Origin of the sequence: Streptomyces sp. NPDC088147, assembly GCF_044741565.1 — a bacterium.
In the GTDB taxonomy this organism is placed as follows: domain Bacteria; phylum Actinomycetota; class Actinomycetes; order Streptomycetales; family Streptomycetaceae; genus Streptomyces.
On record NZ_JBIUSY010000006.1, the window covers coordinates 237,391 to 256,366 of the forward strand.

Below are 18,976 nucleotides of genomic sequence, written 5' to 3' on the forward strand. Positions count from 1 at the left end.
CACGCCGGCGATGTTCTTGGAAGCAGGTTGACGATGACAGGGGGATGGTCCGGATGCCAACCATGGAATGGGTAACCAGCAGCTGTCGCCTGTTGGCCTCAACAGCGGTCGATTTCGAGCGGGAGCGGCCCTTCGCGGGTTTGCGGATCGGCGCCGCGATCCATCTCGAACCCAAGACGGCGACCCTGCTCCTGGTGCTGGCACGGGGCGGCGCGGACGTCGTCGCGACGGGAAACCTCAGGACCACACAGGGCGCCACGCTGACCTTCCTGAGGGAGCAGGGGGTCACGGTCATCGGTGACCGCACTCGCGACCCGCACACCGAGGACGCGTGTCTGCGCCAGGTCCTCGCGACCCGGCCGCATCTGCTTCTGGACAACGGCGGCGGCCTGTTCCTGCGCTACCTCGACGCGCCCTACGAGGGATTGCTGGGAGGGACGGAGGAGACCACATCGGGGCGGGCGCGGCTGATGCCGGTACGTGCCCGGATCAAGCGCCCGGTGCTGGTGATCAACGACAGTCCGATCAAGCAGTTCGCGGAGAACACCCATGCGGTCGGCCAGAGCGTGCTGGAGTCGTTTCTGCGCATCACCAACCGGGCCACCAACGGACGGCGTGTCACCGTCGTCGGCTATGGCGCCTGCGGGCGCGGTATCGCCAAGAACTTCGCCCACGCGCATGCCCGTGTCGCTGTGTGGGAGAGCGACCCCGTCCGTCGCCTGGAGGCCATGTTCGACGGCTACGCGGTCCCCGGCCGGCAGGAGGCACTCGCATCGGCGGACATCATCGTGACGTCCACGGGAAACCCCGGCATTCTCACCGCGGAGGACCTCCCCCTGCTGTCCGACGGTGTGATCCTCGTCAACGCGGGTCACCTCCCGTGGGAGATCGACGTACCGGGACTCCTTGCCCACCCCACCGTCCTGAGCTGCACCGAGCCGACCGAAGGATTGCAGACCCTGACTCTGAGCGGCGGCGCCCGCGTCAACATCCTCACCGAGGGCCACATGGTGAATCTGAACGGGCCGCGTCCCCTGGGGAATTCGGTGGAGTCCATGGACCTCGGATTCACCCTGCAGGCCCGCTGCCTGGAAGCCATCGCGGCCGGCCGTGTCTCCGCCGACCAGTGTGTCGTACCGGTCCCGCCCGAGATCGACGCCCAGGTCGCGCAGGCGTATGTGGCCCTGGCCGGCGGGGAGCGTCCCGTGAACACACCGTGACCGGCACACGCGGCACATGATTCCCCGCGACCGTGGTCGTTGTCCCAGCCCGTCATCAACGTACGTACTGCACAGAGGAGTTGTAGTGAAACAACCTGTGGAGACAGACAACGGTGTGAGCGACTCCCCCGAGGGGGACCTTCTCTCCTGGAAGGAGGGAAGGCCCGCGGACACCGAGGGGCGCAGCAAGAAACTGTGGCTGCTGCCGAACGGTCTGTGCCTCGTCGAGATCATCCCCTCGCTGCGAAGCTTCACGTACGCCCGGGACGAACTGGTCGTGGACACGGGCCCGTTACGGCTCGACTTCTACGAGCGGGCCGCCGCGAAACTGGCGGGTGCGGGGATCCGTACCGCGTTCTCCCGCCGCGTCTCCGCCACCTGTTACGTGGCCGAGTACCACCCCGCGCCGCCGTTCGAGGTCATCGTCAAGAACCGCGCGGTCGGCTCCACGCTGGTGAAGTATCCGGGGCTGTTCCAGGAGAACCAGCCGCTGCCCAGGCCGGTGGTGAAATTCGACTACCGGGTCGACCCCGAGGACCAGCCGATCGGTGAGGACTACCTGCGCGCGCTGGACCTGCCGGTCGAGGAACTGCGCCGCCAGGCGCTGGCGGTGAACACCGTCCTCGGCGACTGGCTGCACCCCGTCGAGCTGTGGGACTTCTGCCTGATCTTCGGATTCACGGACGACCGTGAGCCCGTGCTGATATCCGAGGTGTCGCAGGACTGCATGCGGCTGCGCCACCCCGACGGATCCCCGTTGGACAAGGACCTCTTCCGCAGCGGGGCGTCCCAGGCAACGATCACGTCGCAATGGCGGAGGCTGTTCGATGGGCTCGACTGACCGCCCGGTCGCATTGCTCACCGGGACGAACCGCGGCACCGGCCGAAGCCTCGCCCGGGAGCTGCATGAACGGGGCTACCGCCTCTTCTCCCTCAACCGTACGCCGACCGGCGAGGACTGGCTCCATGAACAGCGGTGCGACCTCGCGGACCCCGAGCAGATCAGGGACCGCGTCGCCCGGGTACTCGCGGCGACGGACCGGCTCGACGTGTGCGTCTCCAACGCGGTAGACCGCCTCCTGGAACCGATCGCCGACATCCGCCAGGTGGACTGGGACAGGTCTCTGGCGGTGAATCTCAGCGCGAACCTCCATCTGACCCAGGCGGTGCTACCGGCCCTGCGATCCGGCAACGGGCTGATCGTCTTCATGGGAAGCCACGCCGGCACACGGTATTTCGAAGGCGGTGCCACCTACAGTGCCACGAAGGCCGCTCTGGCGGCCTTCGTGGAGACGCTGCTGTTGGAGGAACGGAACAACGGTGTGCGGGCATGCCTGATCTCGCCGGGCGCGATCGCCAACCTGGAGGGCGACACGGATCCCCACAAGATGACAACTCAGGCAGTCGCCAAGGGCATCGCCTCGATCATCGACGATTTTCCCAAGGACCTGCTGGTGGGTGAGATCGAGATCAGGCCGGCATCGCTGCCCAAACCCCCTGTCACCGGAATCGACCGGCTGCTGCACGTCTAGGAGGACCGCATGCTCTCCCTCGCACTGCCCAAGGGGTCTTCGCTCGAGCGGCGGACCCTGGGCCTGTTCGCCGCGGCCGGCCTGGAAGTGACCAGGCCCTCCGAACGTACCTACCGGGGCACCATCGCCTACAACGGCCCGATACGGGTCGCCTTCTTCAAGCCACGGGAAATCCCCCTGGTCGTCGCGGACGGGTCGTTCGATGCCGGACTGACCGGTGCCGACTGGGTCGAGGAAACCGAGGCCAAGGTCGAGAGCGTGGTGTCCTTCAGCTACTCCAAGACCACGGACTCGCCCTGGCGGGTGGTGCTGGCGGTTCCGGCCCAGCACGCGGCGCGGACCGTGCGGGATCTCGGCCAGGGCACACGCGTTGCCACCGAATACCCCACGATCGCCCGCCGGTTCCTCCAGGACGCGGGAATCCACGCGGATGTGGTCCATTCGTACGGCGCCACCGAGGCGAAGATCCCCGAACTGGCCGATGCCATCGTGGATGTCGTCGAGACGGGTTCCACACTCGACCACAACGGCCTGCGGATCATCGAGACGATCCGCACCTGCACCCCGTGGTTCATCGCCAGTCCGCAGGCGTGGTGTGACGCCGGCCGGCAACGAAGGATCCAGGGGATGGCCCGGCTGCTGGACGCCGCTCACACGAGGTCCACCAACGCGCTGCTGACCGTACGCGTGCCCGCGCACTGTCTGGAACGGGTAGCCCGCTCCATGCCCGAGCGTTCCTGGCGGATCGGGGCCGGCCTGCACGGCACCGACCTGGTGGTCGTCCAAGGGCTGGCACAGCGCGCCGGGCTGCCCGACACCATCGACCGCCTGCTGGAGGCAGGCGCACTCGATGTCACCCAGACCGACGGCGGAATGACCACGTCGGCGCTCCCCCGGACACCCTTACGATGACCGATCCACCGTGGGTGTGGTCGCCCTTCTCCCATCGACTTCCCACGGCTTCGGCCACGCCGGCCCGCACCCCCAGGTCATCGGACCCGGAGTGATCCACCCCGGAGGCGGGGGCGGGCGGGGGCCGGGGTGGGCGCCGGGTCCATCAGTGTGTACGGCGAGACGAAGAGCATCTCAGGGGTGGTGGAGGTGTCGTGACCGGTGGCACGTGCCAGAGCGAACTGAAACCCTCGGACACCACCCGCGGATTCAGTGTGTACCCGCTCCCGCATGTACGCGGTGATCACCCGGTAGGCAGGTGTGCGGATCACCTCGGAGAAGCCCTTGTCGAGCATCTGCAGCATCTCACTGCTGATGTCGAACACCGCTTTCTCTGTTCGTCGGCTGGGGAACCAGAAGATCTGGTGGAGCCGCCGCCCGGCTATCAGATCGACCGCCTTCCAGGGCGATGTCTCGCCGGCGGTGTTCAGTGTGCGGTAGAAGAAGTGGTAGTCGTGCACCGCCGGTTCCGGGGCGAAGAATCGCCAGTTCGGCAGCAGCGCGAAGGTGTCCTTGCGCTGAAGCCGGTTGAACATCGGGTTCGGGTGCTGCGCGGCGAGCGTGCCGATCAGCATGGCCGCGCCCGCGATCCGCGCGCCCGCGCCGTGGCCGGTGAAGGCGCTCTTCATCATCTGGTTCACTGCGCTGCCTCTTCCACGACGCGCACCTGTGGTGCGTCAGCTGCCCGGATCTCGTCGAGGAAGGCGATGATCCGGCGGCCCACCTCGGTGGCGAACCGGGCGCCGGTCAGCAGCGAGTCATGGTCGGCGCCCTCCAGCACGAAGCTCGTCACGTGACGTCCCTCTCCCCGGTGCGTCTCGGCCAGTTCGTTGTGCATCAACAACTGCTCCGGGTCCCGGTCGACGGTCTGCTGTGCGGAGACCACCAGGGCATGGGCATCGATGAGGGGCAGTGTGCCGTCGAAGTCCCGGAACTCCCGCTCGACGGCTTCCCACTCACGGCGGCCGGCCTCCCACATCCGTGCGTCGGTGTACTGGGCGAACACACGGGTACGGCAGTTGGCGGGCAGCGCCTGCACCCAGGCCGGCCGTGACAGGAGAATGCCGAGTCCGGCGTTGAGGGACCGCACCATCGTGTTCATCACGAGGACGAGGCCCTCGGCGGACGTGCTCTGCTGGTTCGACCGGTTCAACTCGTCGGGGTGGGAGGAGTCGAGATAGACGATGCCCCGCAGCCGGTCTCCCAGGTCCGCGGCGGCCCGGCGGGCCAGTTCACCGCCGAGCGAGTGACCGACGAGCACGATCGTGCGATCTTCCGGGACAACACCGCGGGTGAGGTCCACCAGGTCGTCGACCGATTCCGCCAGATCGTAGGGAGAGGTGCTCCGGTACGTGCTGCCCGCGTATCCGGCACGGGCGTAGGTGACCACGCCGTACCCGCTCTCCCGGGCGATCTTCTCCGTGATCCAGGTGAAGTGCTCTGATGTGGAGACCATGCCGTTGACAAAGACGAGGACCGGGAGGGCGGGGTCGTCGCCCTCGCTTCGCTCGTACTGGAGTTCGTTGTGATGGCGTGTCGTCAGGTACGCGGAGTGTGAACTGCCTTCCAGCGTGCGCATGCGTCGCTGGACCGCGATCACACCGGCGAGGGACACGGCTCCGGCCAGCAGCGTCGCGCCGGCGTACAGGGCGCGGTCGTCGCGGCCCGCCACCGACGGATGCGTCCTCGGGGTTGAGGTATAGGCGACCATCGGGTGCATGGAGATGAACGCGGTGACGAACCGGCCCAGCCCCATGACCAGGCCGTTCGCGACATGGAACGCGCCCGCGCCGGCGATCAGGGGCCGCGCGAGTTTCCCGCCGGCCAGGTAGGCCACCGGGAAGAGGCACTCAAGCGCGAGCACACCGTGTGTGAGGCGTGCCGCGGCCTTCGGGTATTTCTTCGCCAGTTTGAAGGCGGGCTCATGGCCGTACGTCGCCGTTCGCATGATGCCGCTGAGCGCGGTGGCGTCCCTCCATGAGCTGCTCAGCAGTTTCATCCAACCGGATATGACGTACGAGGTGTTGGCCTGTAGTGCCACGTACCAGAGTAAGGCGTCCTGGGTCTGCGGACGCGTGGAGAGACGTGCCATACCGGTGGCCGTCTGCACCAGTACCGCTACCTGGTCGGAGCCGTCGGAGCCGTACCGGTGCCGCGCGTGGAGCGCGGCGGTGGTGACACCGAGGAAGATGTTGCCCGCTCCCCGCCAACGCGCCTGACCTGGCAGCAGCAACCCCGCGCTGACCGCGACCCGGGCCATATGCACCGCAGCGGTGGCCTTCTCCCCGCTGATGGCGTCGAGGAACTTGCGGGTCAAGGGGGTTCCACGCCCGTCACGGGCCATCGTGGGCCAGTGCTGGAGTCCGCCCCGCCTGGTCTGCTTTCGCTGGGTCAGGTATTCCAGAGAGGAGGTCAGCGAGGTGACGGCGGACAGGCGCTCCGAGACTCCGATGGCCTGTGATCGGGTCACAGGGATCGGTCCGGTCAGCGTGGACACGATTCTGGTGAGCACTTTCACGCGGGCCTCCTGACTTTCTACCGATGAACGGGTCTTCGTTCCATGACCGGGCTGCCCGCTCCGCCGGGCCGGAAGGCGGTCTCCGGCCCGGCAGAGTTCCGTGCGTCAGGCGGGGACACGGCGCCATGCCCCGTGAATCAGTCCCTGGCCGTCGTCGGGGCCGCCGACCACGGCACAGGACACCGCCACACCGCTGAGCGATGCGGCCGGCGTCGCGAGCACGGCCGGTGTGAACCCCGGCTCGTGTCGGTGGGGATCTCGGTCTCCGTCAGGGCGATGGACTCATCACGTGAGTGATGAGCTCGGCCACCTCGTCCGCCTGCGCGGAGTCGAGAGCGTTGGCCCCGCGGTTCATTCCCCGATGGCGAACGTAACGCACCAGTTCGCCGACGGAGTCGCCAGCACGGTGACACCTTGGTCCACCAGTACGGTGCCCTCGGCCCGCTCGATCGGGACCTCGTCGAGGCGCGCGTCTTCGTTGATGAAGGCGGTGATGTCGTTCACGATTTCCCCTTGGGGTAGTCGGAAGAGTTGGACGTTCCGGCTGAGCCATGCGTCAGCCGACGACATGGCCAGCGAAGCCAGGTTATACGTAACACCCAGCCGGGCAAGTCGTTTCTGGCCAGACTCACGACCGGTCACACCGCGTGCGGGCGCACCCATTCGTCCTGTTGTGGTGTGTTGACGATCGAGGGGTGCTTCGGGGTCCTCCGCACCTCGATGACGTGCCCAGGTCATCACGCGAACCACGCCGCGGCGTCGCCAATGCCGTGCGTGACCGAAAGTTGTCCCAGGCGGCATGGCCGTGTTGTGCCCCAGGCGGCGAGGCCGTGTTGTGGAGAGCGCGGGCATGCGAACCCGGCATGCGCGAGCGCCTCCACGCCTGCCTCATCCATATCGGCCTCGACGCCATCGCCTACTGCGCCTTCCAACGCCGCTGGGACGACGTACGGTCCAACGTCGACATCGTGACCGCGCTGGCCCGCAGCGCACCGGACGAGTATGTCCTCAACCCACCCACGACTCGCCCCTCGTAGAGAAGAACCAGGGGATCCGGCGGGCATGCGACAGTGATCGGAGCGCCTGCCGAGGCGGGCCCGTCCCCCCTGCGGGCCCGACTCGGCAGGCGCTCTCCCATCATTCCCCCCTCCACCTGACCGTTTGGCAGTTGGCTCGGACATACTGTCGAGCCATTTCGGGGTCGCCCGCCTTGGCGCGTTCAGCGGCGCGCGTGACGAATTCCTTGCCTCTCAGGTCCTCGGCCGGTGGATACCTCGTCAGTTTCCCGGCCATGACCCTCAGAGCACCTTCGCTTGCCTCGCGGTCTCCGCGCGCTGTCGCGGCGTCCCACGACAGGTACCAGGCACAGCTGTTCACGATGTCGAGCACGGTCTTGGTGACGCCGGCGGACAGACGCTCGTCCGCGAGCGGCTGGGTCGCCTCGATCAGGCGGTCGGTATCCGGTCGGTAGTCGGGGGGCCAGTGGTACTGGCCGAAGGACTGCCTCAGTTCCGTGGCGTAGCCTGCCTGGTTCAGTGTGATCGGCGAGACCGGTGAGGAGGCCGGGCTCCGGCCGCACGCCGCGACGGTCATGAGACCGAGGCCCACCGCGGCCATGACCCGCCCGTGTTTCACGGGGCCTGACGGACATCCCAGTAGATGATGCCCTCCCACGTGTCCGTTTCGTTGTTCCCACGGCTGTAGGCGGAGAGACAGAACACGGTTCCCGCCAAGAAGTCACGTCCGATGCGTATGGCGCTGGTCGGGTCGGTGTTCGGCAGTCTTACCGGCGTGCCTGTCTGTCCTCCCGCGCACCTGCGCCACGTGACGTCCAGCTCGGGGCCATTCGATTTCCGCACATAGATGTTCGTTCCGGACTCGCTCACCGTTCGTTGTGTTGTGTAGTGGACCCACGTGCTCTTGCGTACGCTGGCGGGTCCGATGACATCGTTCCTCGCGCTCGCGGGTATCGCGCTCACCAGCATGATGGTGACACCAGCCACGGCAGCGAGAGGAATGATTCGTTTCACGTGTTTCTCCTCATTGCGGTGATCTTGCATGGACTGACACGAGGTCAAGCGATTCCCCGCCGGACGACGCCTTGCCCCGATACGGGGGCCGCTTCCGTGCCGGCAGCGGACACGGGCGGGCGCCGCCGCGGCCGACCCGGCGGTGGCCGGGACAGAGGCGGCGATCAGGGCGACGGCCATCATGGCGACTGGCAGGCGTGTTCCGCCGCCTGGACAACCTGATTGGCCTGGAGCCCTGTTGGCATACGGACGTGAGGGGACGGGACGGAGCGACAGGAGAAGCGGGCGGTGGCGGAACGGTCACCACTGTCGCCCGTCGGCTGCCACCCCGTGCAGGGTTCGGACAAGACCCTTGACACACCAGCCGAGAAGCGTTAGCGCCACAGAGTGGCTGACGGAACTCTGTGCGGCACACCTGGCCTCATGCAGACTGACGCCCATGGACCGACGTACGGAACTGACCGCGTTTCTACGCTCTCGACGGGCCAGGATCAGCCCCGAACAGGTAGGACTGCGCTCATACGGCACGGGCCGGCGCCGCGTTCCCGGGCTGAGACGCGAAGAGGTCGCCCACCTCGCGGGTGTCAGCGTGGACTACTACCTGCGGTTCGAGCAGGGGCGCAAAAACGGAGTCTCCGATGCCGTACTGGACTCGGTGGCCCGCACGTTGTGCCTGACAGACGTCGAACGCCGCTATCTTCACCTGCTGGCCCGGCCCGGCCGCCGTCACACGCCGGACGCGTACTTCGCCGACCCGACCGGCTCCATGGAACTGCGGCCCGGCCTGCGACAGTTGCTCGACTCCCTCGCCGATTCTCCCGCGTACGTCGTCGGGCGCCGGGGCGACGTACTCGCCTGCAATGCGATCGCGGAAGAGGTCTTCTTCCGGCACTCGCCGCCCCACCGGCGCAACATGCCCCGGCTGGTGTTCCAGCATCCGCACAGCCTCACGACCTACCGGGACTGGGCTGCCAAGGCGTACGACATCGTCGCGTTCCTCCGCCTGGACGCGGCACGCCACCCTGACGACCCACTGCTCGCCACACTGATCGCGGACCTTTCCAAGCATCCCGACTTCCGCAGACTCTGGCAGGAAGTCCACCCGGTCCGCGACAAGGACACCGGTACCTACCGGCTGCACCACCCCGCCGCCGGAGAGTTCACCCTCGCCTTCCGGGCGCTGCGCCTGCCCGAGGCCCCTGATCAGACACTCATCGCCTACACCGTCGAGCCGGCGTCACCGGCCGAGGCAGCCCTGGCCGCCATCGCACACGCCATGACGCACCCGGCCGCCCCGGAACGGTGAACGTGACATAGACCTGCCCGGCGTTCAGCGTCTCCCCCGAGCGGACCGAGTGCCGCCGCCAGGCGCGCGGACAGGCGGCAGGTGGGGTGGCGAGGGGGCAGGTGGGGTGGCGAGGGGGTCAGGGACCCTTCACCTCAGGAGGGTGCGCCAGCGGTCGGCCGATTCCTTCATATCCTCGACGACCCGTTCCAGGAACGTACCCGCCCTGAGAAGCCGCTGACCCACCGACGAGTCGGGTCCGAGCGTCTCGGCTGCCGCCATCGCCGCCCGCGCCGACTCAAGTGTCTGCCGCGCGCTGATCGCGACCGAGTGGTACCAGGCTTCGTCGTCGACGACATAGATGTCGCGCCGCCGCCGCGGATCGCGCTCACGCCGCACATATCCGTACTGGACCAGGGAGTTCACGGCCACGGAGACGGAGGCGGGGCTGACCTTCAGCCTGCGGACGAGCTCGGCCGCGGTGCGCCTTCCGTCCTCGGACAGCAACAGGTCGACGTGCACACGTGCCATCATCCTCGGCATCCCCGACCTGACCGCCAGTTCGATGATCTCGTCCTCCGCGGTGCCGCCCGGCAGTCGGTCCGCGTGGGAGTGTGCCGGTGTGCCACGCCGCGCCCGCTGAGCCGTCGCCTTGTGCGCCAGCTGGGGCCGGTAGCCGCCGGGGCCGCCGTTGCGCGCCACCTCCCGGCTGATCGTCGAGGTCGGACGTTCCAGCCGGCGGGCGATCTCGGCGTAGGAGAGGCCGTCGGCGAGTCCGGCCGCGATGCGCTGGCGTTCCTGCTGGGTCAACCGTCCTCCTGGCATGCCGCCAGTATTGCCTTCGCTTCCAATCATTGCAACGCGCCGTTGCATTCGGCTGCAATCATTGCGCCAATTTACCGCTTCTCAGCTGGTGTTATGGATTCACATAATTGACGGCACCGTGAAGGCGACGTAGCGTTCGAGCCCTGCTAAACACGTCATATCGCGAAACGGGGAAGAGTCGTCATGAGCGAGTCCGTACACACCGTCACGGCTCTTCCGGGGGAGCGTGGGAGCGGCTGCCCCTTCGACCCGCCGGCCGAGCTGCTCGATGCCCTTCGGCACGGGCCCATCAGCAGCTACACCCACCCCGGCGGAAAACCGGGCTGGGTGATCACCGGATACGAGATGGTGCGGTCCGTCCTGGCCGACCCCCGGTTCAGCTCGCGCAAGGAGCTCATGAACGTCGTCGACTTCGAGCTTCCTCCGGCGCCGCCCGGCGAGTTCCTCCTCATGGACGAGCCGGAGCACGGCCGCTACCGGAAGCCGCTGGTGGGCAAGTTCACCGTGCGGCGGATGCGGATGCTCACCGAGCGGATCGAGCAGATCACCGCGGGCTGCCTGGACGCCATGGAGGAGGCCGGGCCGCCGACGGACCTGGTGACCGCGTTCGCCAAGCCCATCCCCACCATCGTGATCTGCGAGATCCTGGGTGTGCCGTACGAGGACCGGGCTTCCTTCCAGGAGCAGATCGACGCGTTCATGGGCGGGGAGGTCAGCGACGAGGAGCTGATCGCGGCCTACACCGCGACCCAGGAGTACCTCGCACAACTGGTGGCCGCGAAGCGGGCCAAGCCCACCGACGACATTCTCAGTGAACTCACCGACAGCGATCTGACCGACGAGGAGCTGAAAGGCATCAGCCTCATCCTCCTGGCGGCCGGATTCGACACCACCGCGAACATGCTGTCCCTCGGTACCTTCGCGCTGCTCCAGAACCCGGAGCAACTCGCGGCACTGCGCGGCGATCCCGCACTCACCGACGGGGCCGTGGAGGAACTGCTGCGGTATCTGAGCGTCGCCAAGACGTTCCACAGGACGGCGCTGGAGGACGTCGAGCTGGGCGGCCAGATCGTCAAGGCCGGCACGACGGTCGTCCTCTCGTACAACGCCGCCAACCGCGACCCCCATCGCTTCACCGACCCCCAGACGCTCGACCTCCGCAGGCAGGCCGCCGGACACCTGGCCTTCAGCCACGGCATCCACCAGTGCCTGGGGCAGCAGCTGGCCCGCGTCGAGATGCGGGTCGCGTTCCGTGCGCTGGTCGACCGCTTCCCCACCCTGCGCCTGGCCGTGCCGGCCGCGGAGGTCGGTCTGCGCCCGGAGACCGCGGACATCTTCGGAGTGAAGCGCCTCCCGGTCACGTGGGACAAGAAATGAGCGCGCCGTACCTGAGCGTCGACCGTGAGCGCTGCATCGGCGCCGGCATGTGCGCCATGACCGCCCCCGACGTCTTCGGCCAGGATCCGGACGACGGCCTTGTGCTCCTGCTGCGTGCCGAGCCGCATGCCGCCCACCGTGCGGCCGCACGGATGGCCGCAGGCGTCTGTCCCTCCGCGGCGATCGCCCTTCACGAGCCGGACCCGGTCTGATCCGCCCGGTGATCCACTGACCCACGGCGCGCGGCGACGGCAGCGCACCCTCGCCCATCGGTAAGCAGGCAAGCGGCCTGGACGGCGGGGCGGGCATGGCGATCGAACCGGCGACCGAACTGGTACGCACTGCGGCAGAGTGCCCTCAGGTCCGGACCCGCCGGGTGAAGCGGCGCAGGGCGAGGTAGCCGAGGGCAGCCGTACCGAGGATGAGGGCGGTGAGATAGGCCCAGGTCGGCATGTGACCGGTGGTGGGCGTCAGGTTCGCACGCAGGCCCTCGCTCATGTAGACGAGCGGGTTGACGAGTGTGAGGACCTGGACCCAGCCGATCGAGTCCAGCGCGGTCCACGGGTAGTAGACGCAGCCCAGCATCGTGGCCGCGGCCAGGAGCAGGCCCAGCAACGCCCCGAAGGCGGATGCGTCGATCGCCGTACCGAGCAGCAGCCCGAGCGTGGACGCGAGCAGCGCGCTGAGGACCAGGGTGACGACGAGCAGAGGCCAGTTGCCGACCTGGGCCTGGGGGGCCGCGCCCGGGGCGTGCACGAGCCACACGATCGGGACGACCACGAGGGACGAGACCAGACCGAAGATCGCCGATGAGGTGATCTTCTGGAGGCCCAGAGCCCAGACGGGCAGCGGGGCCAGAGCGCGGTCGGTGATCTCGCGGCCGGGACCGAGTTCGGCGGCCAGCGGCCCGGTGACGGACATGATGCTCTGCAACGTCAGGGTGCTGGCTATCAGACCGGGCAGCAGGATCGTGGAGAACGACGTCGCTCCGCCGAGTCCACTGCCGATGCTGGGCATCACATACGCGAAGGCGAAGGCGAAGAGCAGCGGCTGAAGACCCACCTGGAGGAGCAGGACCGGAAGGTTACGGCCGAGGACGTGCAGGTCGCGAGCGGTCAGCGCCCGGTAGGCGCGCCAGGCCGTCCGGCGGGACGACCGCGGGCGGGGGACGGTCGCGGTGAGGGCCGAGGTGGTCATGGCTGGTAGTCACGTCCGGTCAGGGTGAGGAAGGCCGTCTGGAGGCTGGGGGGTGTGGTGGCGGCATCGCGGACCGTCAGACCCGCGGCGCCTCCTTCGCGCAACAGGTGCCCCAGTAGGCCGTCGGGGCGCGTGGTGCGCACCCGTAGGCTCGGCCCGTCGACGTCGATGTCGTGCGGGCGGCCGGGTATCCGGCGTACCGCGTCTGCGACAGGGCCGGCATCGGCGTCGAAGCGGACCGTGATGACGGTCCGCGCGCCGCTGGTCGCCTTGATCGCCTCGGGGGTGTCGCAGACGAGGAGACGCCCGTGGTCGATGACGGCGAGGCGCCGGCACAGGGCCTCGGCCTCGTCGAGGTGGTGCGTGGTCAGCACCACGGTCTGGCCGCCCTCGTGGAGACTCCCGATGATCCGCCAGAGGTCCTCGCGCGCCTGGGGGTCGACGCCGGCGGTCGGCTCGTCCAGGAAGAGCACCTCGGGCAGGTGCATCAGGGCCCGGCCGATCATGACCCGGCGGGCCTGGCCCCCGGAGAGCTGATGCGTCTTCGCACCGGCCTTGTCGGCGAGAGCGAACTGATCCAGGAGTTCCAGCGCCCTACGACGGGCAGCCGGTGCGGACATCCCGAAGTAGCGTCCGCGGAAGGTGAGGTTGTCCAGCACGGTGAGCGCGCGGTCCAGGGTGTTGGCCTGGGAGACGACGCCGATGCGGGATTTCACGCCCACCGGGTCGGCGCCGACCTCGTGACCCGCGACCCACGCGCTTCCGGCGGTGGGCGTGACCAGGGTGGTGAGCATGCCGATCGTGGTGGACTTGCCCGCACCGTTGGGGCCGAGCAGGCCGAAGAACTCGCCCTGGCCGACCGTGAGATCAAGGCTTTCGAGGGCGACGAGGCCGTCCCGCCCTCGCGGATAGACCTTGCGCAGGCCCTCCGTGCGGATGGCTGTCGCGGTGCCGGCCGGGGTGACGGGTCGTTGGGGGATGGCGGGGGCGGTTTTCATGGGTGAGCTCCAACGGAGTTACGGGAGCGGGGTTCCGTGGCCGGGGAGCCCGGTGCCACCGAGGCGGGTCAGCAGGACGGACAAATGGCCGACGTCCTCCTTGCTCCACAGCGGGGCGGCGAAGATCTCGGCGGCGATCTGCTCGGCGGTGACGAGCATGTCCGTCAGGCGTTCGCGTCCGGTGTCGGTCAGTGCGGCATAGGCCACACGTCCGTCGCGCGCATCCGTCTCGCGCATGACCAGCCCGATCCGCTCCAGCGGAGCCAGTCCCCGGGTCACCCCGGAGGCGGTCAGCCCCAGCTTCTCGGCCAGGTCCACCCGGCGCATCCGGCCGCCGGGCGCCTCCCCCAGGCGCAGCAGCATCGTGAAGTCGGCCAGGCTCACGCCGTGCAGCCCCGACAGGCTCGCGTCGAACCGCTTCACCAGGGACACCTGGGCCCGTACGAGACGCAGCGACACATCCAGCGCATCACTCATTGCCACCTCCTTGACTGCTCAAGCATATCATCATGCTTGAGCAGTCAAGGAGTCGTTTCGCCTGAGCCCGCCCATGGCCCCGACGGATGGAAGACAGCGGAAAGCCGCGTCAGAACCCATGCGCCGGGCCATGACGGAGGTCGCTTCAACCGGTCACATACCCGTGACGTCCCTGACCCTCTTCAGCACGGAGCCGACGGCGTCCACCGCTCCGTCGCGCCGCTTCTCGCGCGCCGCCCGGTCGGCCGGCACCAGCCGCTCGGCGGCCTGCACGGCATAGGCGTCCGGGGAGCCGAAAGCAGCCCGCGGGTGCTCTCCCGTCTCCGCGCAGTGCGCCGTGACATCCTTCACCGCCTGGAGCACCACGGCCCGGTCCACGCCCGGCTGCATGGCCAGTCGCACCTGGAATCGCGCCATCCACTTCTCGCGGTCCTCTTCCTTCGCCGCGCCCACGGTCCCGTCCTTCTTCGCCACGTGCCCTCCCGGGTGATCGACAGCCGTCCGTCATGGACTCAGACGGTGGGGCATCGATGTTGGTTGCGCCAACGAGGAAACCGATGAGCCTCAAGTGACTACTGGGAGCGGTCGCGTACCCGCCCACGGCTTCCCGCCCCGTCCGGTACGCCTGCATGATCCGCGACGTCACACCACGGGGCGGCAGCGAGCTCGATGACCCCTGATCAGCGCACCCGGCCGCGCGGTTTCAGGGCCACCGGGGGGAGTTCGGGGGCGGGCAGCCGGTCGCCGGCGTAGCCCGTCACCTCACCGAAGCGGGTGCTCTCCATCCAGGCTCGCCGCGCCTCCTCGATCTCCTCGTGCGAACGCCCGATGAAGTTCCACCACATGACGATCTCCTCCTCGAAGGGCTCGCCGCCGAGGAGCATCAGACCTGCGTCGGATTCGGCGCGCAGGGGGAGTTCCGTGCGGCCGCAGCCGAGGTAGAGCATGGAGCCGGGCAGTACGGGTACGCCGTCGACCTCGGCCTCGCCCGACATGGCCAGTACGGCGTATTCGAAGTCCGGGTCGAGCGGTAGCCGGGTCTCCGCGCCGTGGGCGAGGGACAGGTCGGCGCCGACGAGCGGGCTGTAGGTGGTGCCGGGCGAGACGGCGCCGTCCAGGGCGCCGAGGATGACGGTGGCGCTCAGGCCGGGGGCGGTGACGACCGGCAGGTCGGTGTGGTGCTGGAAGTGCGGGCTGACCTCCCGGTGGGCGTCCGGGAGCGCCACCCAGAGCTGGGCACCGTGCAGGAAGCGCGCGTGCGAGCGCGGGCTCTCCTCGGAGTGGGAGATCGCCCGGCCGGAGGTCATCAGGCCCAGTTCGCGCGGGCGTACCGTCTCAAGGCTGCCCAGACTGTCGCGGTGCAGCACCTCGCCGTCGTGCAGCCAGCTGACGGTCTGGAGGCCCATGTGCGGGTGGGGCGGTACCTGCATGCCAGGCTCGTCGGCGATGTCGTCGGGCCCGTAATGATCGACGAAGGCCCAGGCGCCCACCATGCGGCGGCCCAGGTTGGGCAGCAGCCTGCGGACCTCGGTGGACTCCCCCAGCTGGACCCGGCGCGGGCTCAGCAACTCACGAACCGGTTCGGCGACGACGAAGCCGCGACCGCCGCAGACGGCGACGGATGCCTGACGATCAAGATTGCTCATGGCGGACAACCTATTCCCGTGGTGCCCGGACGGGCAGTACCCACACGAAATCGATAGTGGAATGTTCAACCATCTTACGGTGTTCAGGGGGTACGAAGACGATGAAGGAGGGGCACGTGGAGACCACGTACTACGAGTACGGAACGGCCGCAGAGCGCTGGGACCGCGCGCAGCTGTTCTTCGACGCCAAGGAGTACGGCACGGCCGCCCGCATTCTCACCGGGCTGGTGGACGAGGTCCCGGAGCAGGTCGCCCCGCGGCTGCTGCTGGCCCGCGCCTACTACCACTCGGCGCGGCTGGCGAAGGCCGAGGCCGAGCTGCGCGCCGTCCTGGAGCGCGACCCGGTGGAGCACTACGCCCGGCTGATGCTGGGCCGCACGCTGGAGCGGCAGGGCAGGGCCGAGGAGGCCGCGCCGCAGCTGCGCATGGCCGCGGCGCTGAACGGCGAGTTCACGCCGTGAGCCCCGTACGCGCGGCGAGGCCGTGAGCCGCGGGACCTGGACGGGCGTGTTCTAGCCCGTCCAGGTCCAGTCCGCGACCTCGGGCAGGTCCGTGCCGTGCTCGCGGATCCAGGTGTGGTGGCGGGTGCGTACGTCCGCCATCGCCTGACGTACGGCGACCGCCCGTACCCCCAGACCCGGCACCCGGTCGATCACGTCCATGACCAGCCGGTACCGGTCGAGGTCGTTGCGGACGACCATGTCGAACGGGGTCGTGGTCGTCCCCTCCTCCTTGTAGCCGCGGACATGGAGGTTCTCGTGCCCCCGGCGGCGGTAGGTGAGCCGGTGGATCAGCCAGGGATAGCCGTGGTACGCGAAGATCACCGGCTTGTCGACGGTGAACAGGGCGTCGTACTCGGAGTCGGTCATCCCGTGCGGGTGTTCGTCATGGGTCAGCAGCCGCGCCATGTCGACGACGTTGATCACACGCACGACCAGTTCGGGCAGATACCGTCGCAGCAGGTCGGCGGCGGCCAGCGTCTCCTGGGTGGGGACGTCCCCCGCGCAGGCCAGGACGGCGTCCGGCTCGCGGTGGCTGGTCTTGGAGGCGCTCTCCGTACCGGCCCACTGCCAGACCCCCGCGCCCCGGGCGCAGTGGGCGCGGGCCTCGTCGAGCGTCAGCCAGTCGAAGCTCGGCTGCTTCCCGGCGACGATCACATTGACGTAGTCACGGCTGCGCAGCACATGGTCGGCCACGGAGAGCAGGGTGTTGGCGTCCGGCGGCAGATAGACCCGGACGACCTCGGGGCTCTTGTTCAGGATGTGGTCGACGAAGCCGGGGTCCTGGTGGGAGAAGCCGTTGTGGTCCTGGCGCCAGACGTGTGATGTCAGCAGGTAGTTGAGGGAGGCGATGGGGCGGCGCCAGTGCAGCCGCCGCGAGGTTCTCAGCCACTTGATGTGCTGGTTGACCATGGAGTCGACGATATGGGCGAACGCCTCGTAGCTGGAGAAGAGACCGTGCCGGCCGGTGAGGAGATAGCCCTCCAGCCATCCCTGGCACAGATGCTCGGAGAGCACTTCCATCACCCGGCCGTCGGGCGCGAGATGTTCGTCCGTGTCGAGCGTCGCGGCCTGCCAGGCCTTGGCCGTGGCCTCGTAGAGCGCGTCCAGCCGGTTGGACGCCGTCTCGTCGGCGCCGAAGACGCGGAAGTCGCGCCGTCCCGAGGTGGCTTCCATGACGGATTCCAGCAACGAGCCGAGCACCCGGGTGGGTTCGTGCAGGGTCGTGCCGGGCCTGTCCACGTGGACCGCGTGCCGCTCCAGCCGCGGGACCGGCAGATCCCGCAGCAGCAGGCCGCCGTTGGCGTGCGGATTGGCGCCCAGCCTGCGCGTTCCCGCCGGTACGCAGTCGAGTACGGGGGGCTGGGGCGTGCCCGTCGCGTCGAACAGTTCCTCGGGACGGTAGGAGCGGAGCCACGCCTGGAGCATGCGCAGATGGTCGGGGTTGTCCCGTACGCCGCTCAGCGGGACCTGATGCGCGCGCCAGGTCCCCTCGACGGGCAGTCCGTCGACCTCTCGGGGGCCGGTCCAGCCCTTGGGCGTACGCAGCACGATCACCGGCCAGTCCGGCCGGTCGGTGGTCCGGCCCTCGCGGGCGTCCCGCTGGATCTGGGCGATGCGGTCCAGGGCGCGGTCCATCGTCGCGGCCATGGCGCGGTGGACGGTCAGGGGATCGTCGCCCGTGACATGGAGGGGCTCATGGCCGTAGCCGCGCAGCAGGGAGTCGAGTTCGCTCTCCGGCACCCGGGCGAGCACGGTCGGGTTGGCGATCTTGTACCCGTTGAGATGCAGGATCGGCAGCACCGCGCCGTCGTGCACCGGGTCGAGGAACTTGTTCGCGTGCCAGGACGCGGCCAGCGGCCCCGTCTCCGCCTCTCCGTCACCGATCACACAGGCGACCAGCAGCTCGGGGTTGTCCAGCGCGGCTCCGTAGGCGTGCGCGAGGGAGTAGCCCAGCTCACCGCCCTCGTGGATCGAGCCCGGTGTCTCGGGGGCGACATGGCTGGGGACCCCGCCGGGGAAGGAGAACTGGCGGAAGAGCCGCTCCATCCCCTCCCGGTCCCGGCCGACATCCGGATAGGTCTCGGAGTACGTGCCGTCGAGCCAGGAGTTGGCGAGTACGGCGGGGCCGCCGTGTCCCGGCCCCCAGACGCACAGCGCGTCGAGATCCCGGGCCTTGATCACCCGGTTCAGATGGGTGTACACCAGGTTCAGGCCGGGTGAGGTCCCCCAGTGGCCGAGCAGGCGGGGTTTGATGTGCTCCGGCGCCAGCGGCTCCTGGAGCAGTGGGTTGGCCATCAGATAGATCTGGCCGACGGCCAGATAGTTGGCGGCACGCCAGTGGGCGTCGAGAGCGGCGAGCTCTGCCTCGGTGAGCCCGGCCGACGCCCCCGCGGTGGTCGTGGTCGCCTTGCGCATAC

At 68.7% G+C, this 18,976-nt stretch carries 21 protein-coding genes; 9 read left to right on the plus strand and 12 right to left on the minus strand.

Features of this window, described 5'->3' with window-relative positions:
- Positions 1 to 62: 62 nt before the first annotated feature.
- The 4 genes from ACIOGX_RS21900 (at position 63) to hisG (ending at position 3,664) form a co-directional block, all read left to right on the plus strand.
- Entirely contained in the window at positions 63 to 1,220 is a 1,158-nt protein-coding gene (locus ACIOGX_RS21900; protein ID WP_356507712.1) for an adenosylhomocysteinase, read from the plus strand.
- A gap of 115 nt (positions 1,221 to 1,335) precedes the next feature.
- Positions 1,336 to 2,061: a phosphoribosylaminoimidazolesuccinocarboxamide synthase gene (locus tag ACIOGX_RS21905; RefSeq protein ID WP_356507714.1), complete on the plus strand. Its 726-nt coding sequence runs from the start codon at positions 1,336 to 1,338 to the stop codon at positions 2,059 to 2,061.
- Positions 2,048 to 2,752, plus strand: coding sequence for an SDR family oxidoreductase (locus ACIOGX_RS21910; RefSeq protein ID WP_401915436.1), 705 nt, complete (start codon positions 2,048 to 2,050; stop codon positions 2,750 to 2,752). The genes ACIOGX_RS21905 and ACIOGX_RS21910 overlap by 14 nt, the downstream gene beginning before the upstream one ends.
- Positions 2,753 to 2,761: 9 nt before the next feature.
- Positions 2,762 to 3,664: an ATP phosphoribosyltransferase gene (gene hisG / locus ACIOGX_RS21915; protein WP_383967104.1), complete on the plus strand. Its 903-nt coding sequence runs from the start codon at positions 2,762 to 2,764 to the stop codon at positions 3,662 to 3,664.
- A gap of 77 nt (positions 3,665 to 3,741) precedes the next feature.
- On the opposite strand, the gene ACIOGX_RS21920 is transcribed toward hisG, so the two are convergent.
- From ACIOGX_RS21920 to ACIOGX_RS21930, 3 genes are all read right to left on the minus strand, one after another.
- Positions 3,742 to 4,335: a hypothetical protein gene (locus ACIOGX_RS21920; protein ID WP_401762637.1), complete on the minus strand. Its 594-nt coding sequence runs from the start codon at positions 4,333 to 4,335 to the stop codon at positions 3,742 to 3,744.
- Between the two features lie 5 nt (positions 4,336 to 4,340).
- Positions 4,341 to 6,173, minus strand: coding sequence for an alpha/beta fold hydrolase (locus ACIOGX_RS21925; protein ID WP_401915439.1), 1,833 nt, complete (start codon positions 6,171 to 6,173; stop codon positions 4,341 to 4,343).
- Positions 6,174 to 6,572: 399 nt separating this feature from the next.
- Positions 6,573 to 6,725, minus strand: a complete 153-nt coding sequence (locus ACIOGX_RS21930) for a hypothetical protein (protein ID WP_356507722.1) — start codon at positions 6,723 to 6,725, stop codon at positions 6,573 to 6,575.
- A gap of 359 nt (positions 6,726 to 7,084) precedes the next feature.
- Between ACIOGX_RS21930 and ACIOGX_RS21935 the strand changes: the two genes are divergently transcribed.
- Positions 7,085 to 7,258 (plus strand): hypothetical protein, encoded by a 174-nt coding sequence (locus ACIOGX_RS21935; RefSeq protein ID WP_401915442.1) that lies wholly within the window; start codon positions 7,085 to 7,087, stop codon positions 7,256 to 7,258.
- Positions 7,259 to 7,358: 100 nt separating this feature from the next.
- Here the strand turns inward: ACIOGX_RS21935 and ACIOGX_RS21940 are convergent, their stop codons facing one another.
- Both ACIOGX_RS21940 and ACIOGX_RS21945 read right to left on the minus strand, forming a co-directional pair.
- Positions 7,359 to 7,838, minus strand: coding sequence for a hypothetical protein (locus tag ACIOGX_RS21940; RefSeq protein WP_401915445.1), 480 nt, complete (start codon positions 7,836 to 7,838; stop codon positions 7,359 to 7,361).
- 14 nt (positions 7,839 to 7,852) lie between these two features.
- A complete protein-coding gene (locus tag ACIOGX_RS21945; protein ID WP_401915448.1) occupies positions 7,853 to 8,251 on the minus strand; it encodes a hypothetical protein in 399 nt (132 codons plus the stop codon).
- 439 nt (positions 8,252 to 8,690) lie between these two features.
- Here ACIOGX_RS21945 and ACIOGX_RS21950 point away from each other — a divergent pair, with 439 nt between their 5' ends.
- On the plus strand, positions 8,691 to 9,557 hold the full coding sequence (locus ACIOGX_RS21950; RefSeq protein ID WP_401915451.1) for a helix-turn-helix transcriptional regulator: 867 nt from the start codon (positions 8,691 to 8,693) through the stop codon (positions 9,555 to 9,557).
- A 129-nt stretch (positions 9,558 to 9,686) separates the two neighbouring features.
- Here the strand turns inward: ACIOGX_RS21950 and ACIOGX_RS21955 are convergent, their stop codons facing one another.
- On the minus strand, positions 9,687 to 10,361 hold the full coding sequence (locus ACIOGX_RS21955) for a helix-turn-helix domain-containing protein (RefSeq protein WP_383967122.1): 675 nt from the start codon (positions 10,359 to 10,361) through the stop codon (positions 9,687 to 9,689).
- Between the two features lie 183 nt (positions 10,362 to 10,544).
- On the opposite strand from ACIOGX_RS21955, the gene ACIOGX_RS21960 reads away from it, so the two are divergent.
- A complete protein-coding gene (locus ACIOGX_RS21960) occupies positions 10,545 to 11,738 on the plus strand; it encodes a cytochrome P450 (protein ID WP_356507729.1) in 1,194 nt (397 codons plus the stop codon).
- Positions 11,735 to 11,950 (plus strand): ferredoxin, encoded by a 216-nt coding sequence (locus ACIOGX_RS21965; RefSeq protein WP_401915455.1) that lies wholly within the window; start codon positions 11,735 to 11,737, stop codon positions 11,948 to 11,950. Before ACIOGX_RS21960 ends, ACIOGX_RS21965 begins: the two co-directional genes overlap by 4 nt.
- Before the next feature lie 145 nt (positions 11,951 to 12,095).
- Here ACIOGX_RS21965 and ACIOGX_RS21970 read toward each other — a convergent pair whose 3' ends face one another.
- The 5 genes from ACIOGX_RS21970 to ACIOGX_RS21990 form a co-directional block, all read right to left on the minus strand.
- On the minus strand, positions 12,096 to 12,935 hold the full coding sequence (locus ACIOGX_RS21970) for an ABC transporter permease (protein ID WP_401915458.1): 840 nt from the start codon (positions 12,933 to 12,935) through the stop codon (positions 12,096 to 12,098).
- Positions 12,932 to 13,933: an ABC transporter ATP-binding protein gene (locus ACIOGX_RS21975; RefSeq protein WP_401915461.1), complete on the minus strand. Its 1,002-nt coding sequence runs from the start codon at positions 13,931 to 13,933 to the stop codon at positions 12,932 to 12,934. The genes ACIOGX_RS21970 and ACIOGX_RS21975 overlap by 4 nt, the downstream gene beginning before the upstream one ends.
- A gap of 18 nt (positions 13,934 to 13,951) precedes the next feature.
- Positions 13,952 to 14,410, minus strand: coding sequence for a MarR family winged helix-turn-helix transcriptional regulator (locus ACIOGX_RS21980; RefSeq protein WP_401915464.1), 459 nt, complete (start codon positions 14,408 to 14,410; stop codon positions 13,952 to 13,954).
- A gap of 153 nt (positions 14,411 to 14,563) precedes the next feature.
- Positions 14,564 to 14,884 (minus strand): hypothetical protein, encoded by a 321-nt coding sequence (locus tag ACIOGX_RS21985; RefSeq protein ID WP_356507739.1) that lies wholly within the window; start codon positions 14,882 to 14,884, stop codon positions 14,564 to 14,566.
- Between the two features lie 206 nt (positions 14,885 to 15,090).
- Positions 15,091 to 16,056 (minus strand): pirin family protein, encoded by a 966-nt coding sequence (locus ACIOGX_RS21990; RefSeq protein ID WP_356507741.1) that lies wholly within the window; start codon positions 16,054 to 16,056, stop codon positions 15,091 to 15,093.
- Between the two features lie 116 nt (positions 16,057 to 16,172).
- Here ACIOGX_RS21990 and ACIOGX_RS21995 point away from each other — a divergent pair, with 116 nt between their 5' ends.
- Positions 16,173 to 16,517 carry a tetratricopeptide repeat protein gene (locus ACIOGX_RS21995; protein ID WP_356507743.1) on the plus strand — a complete coding sequence of 115 codons (345 nt, stop codon included), beginning with the start codon at positions 16,173 to 16,175 and terminating at the stop codon, positions 16,515 to 16,517.
- A gap of 51 nt (positions 16,518 to 16,568) precedes the next feature.
- Here ACIOGX_RS21995 and ACIOGX_RS22000 read toward each other — a convergent pair whose 3' ends face one another.
- A complete protein-coding gene (locus ACIOGX_RS22000) occupies positions 16,569 to 18,974 on the minus strand; it encodes a phosphoketolase (RefSeq protein ID WP_401915468.1) in 2,406 nt (801 codons plus the stop codon).
- Positions 18,975 to 18,976 lie beyond the last annotated feature (2 nt).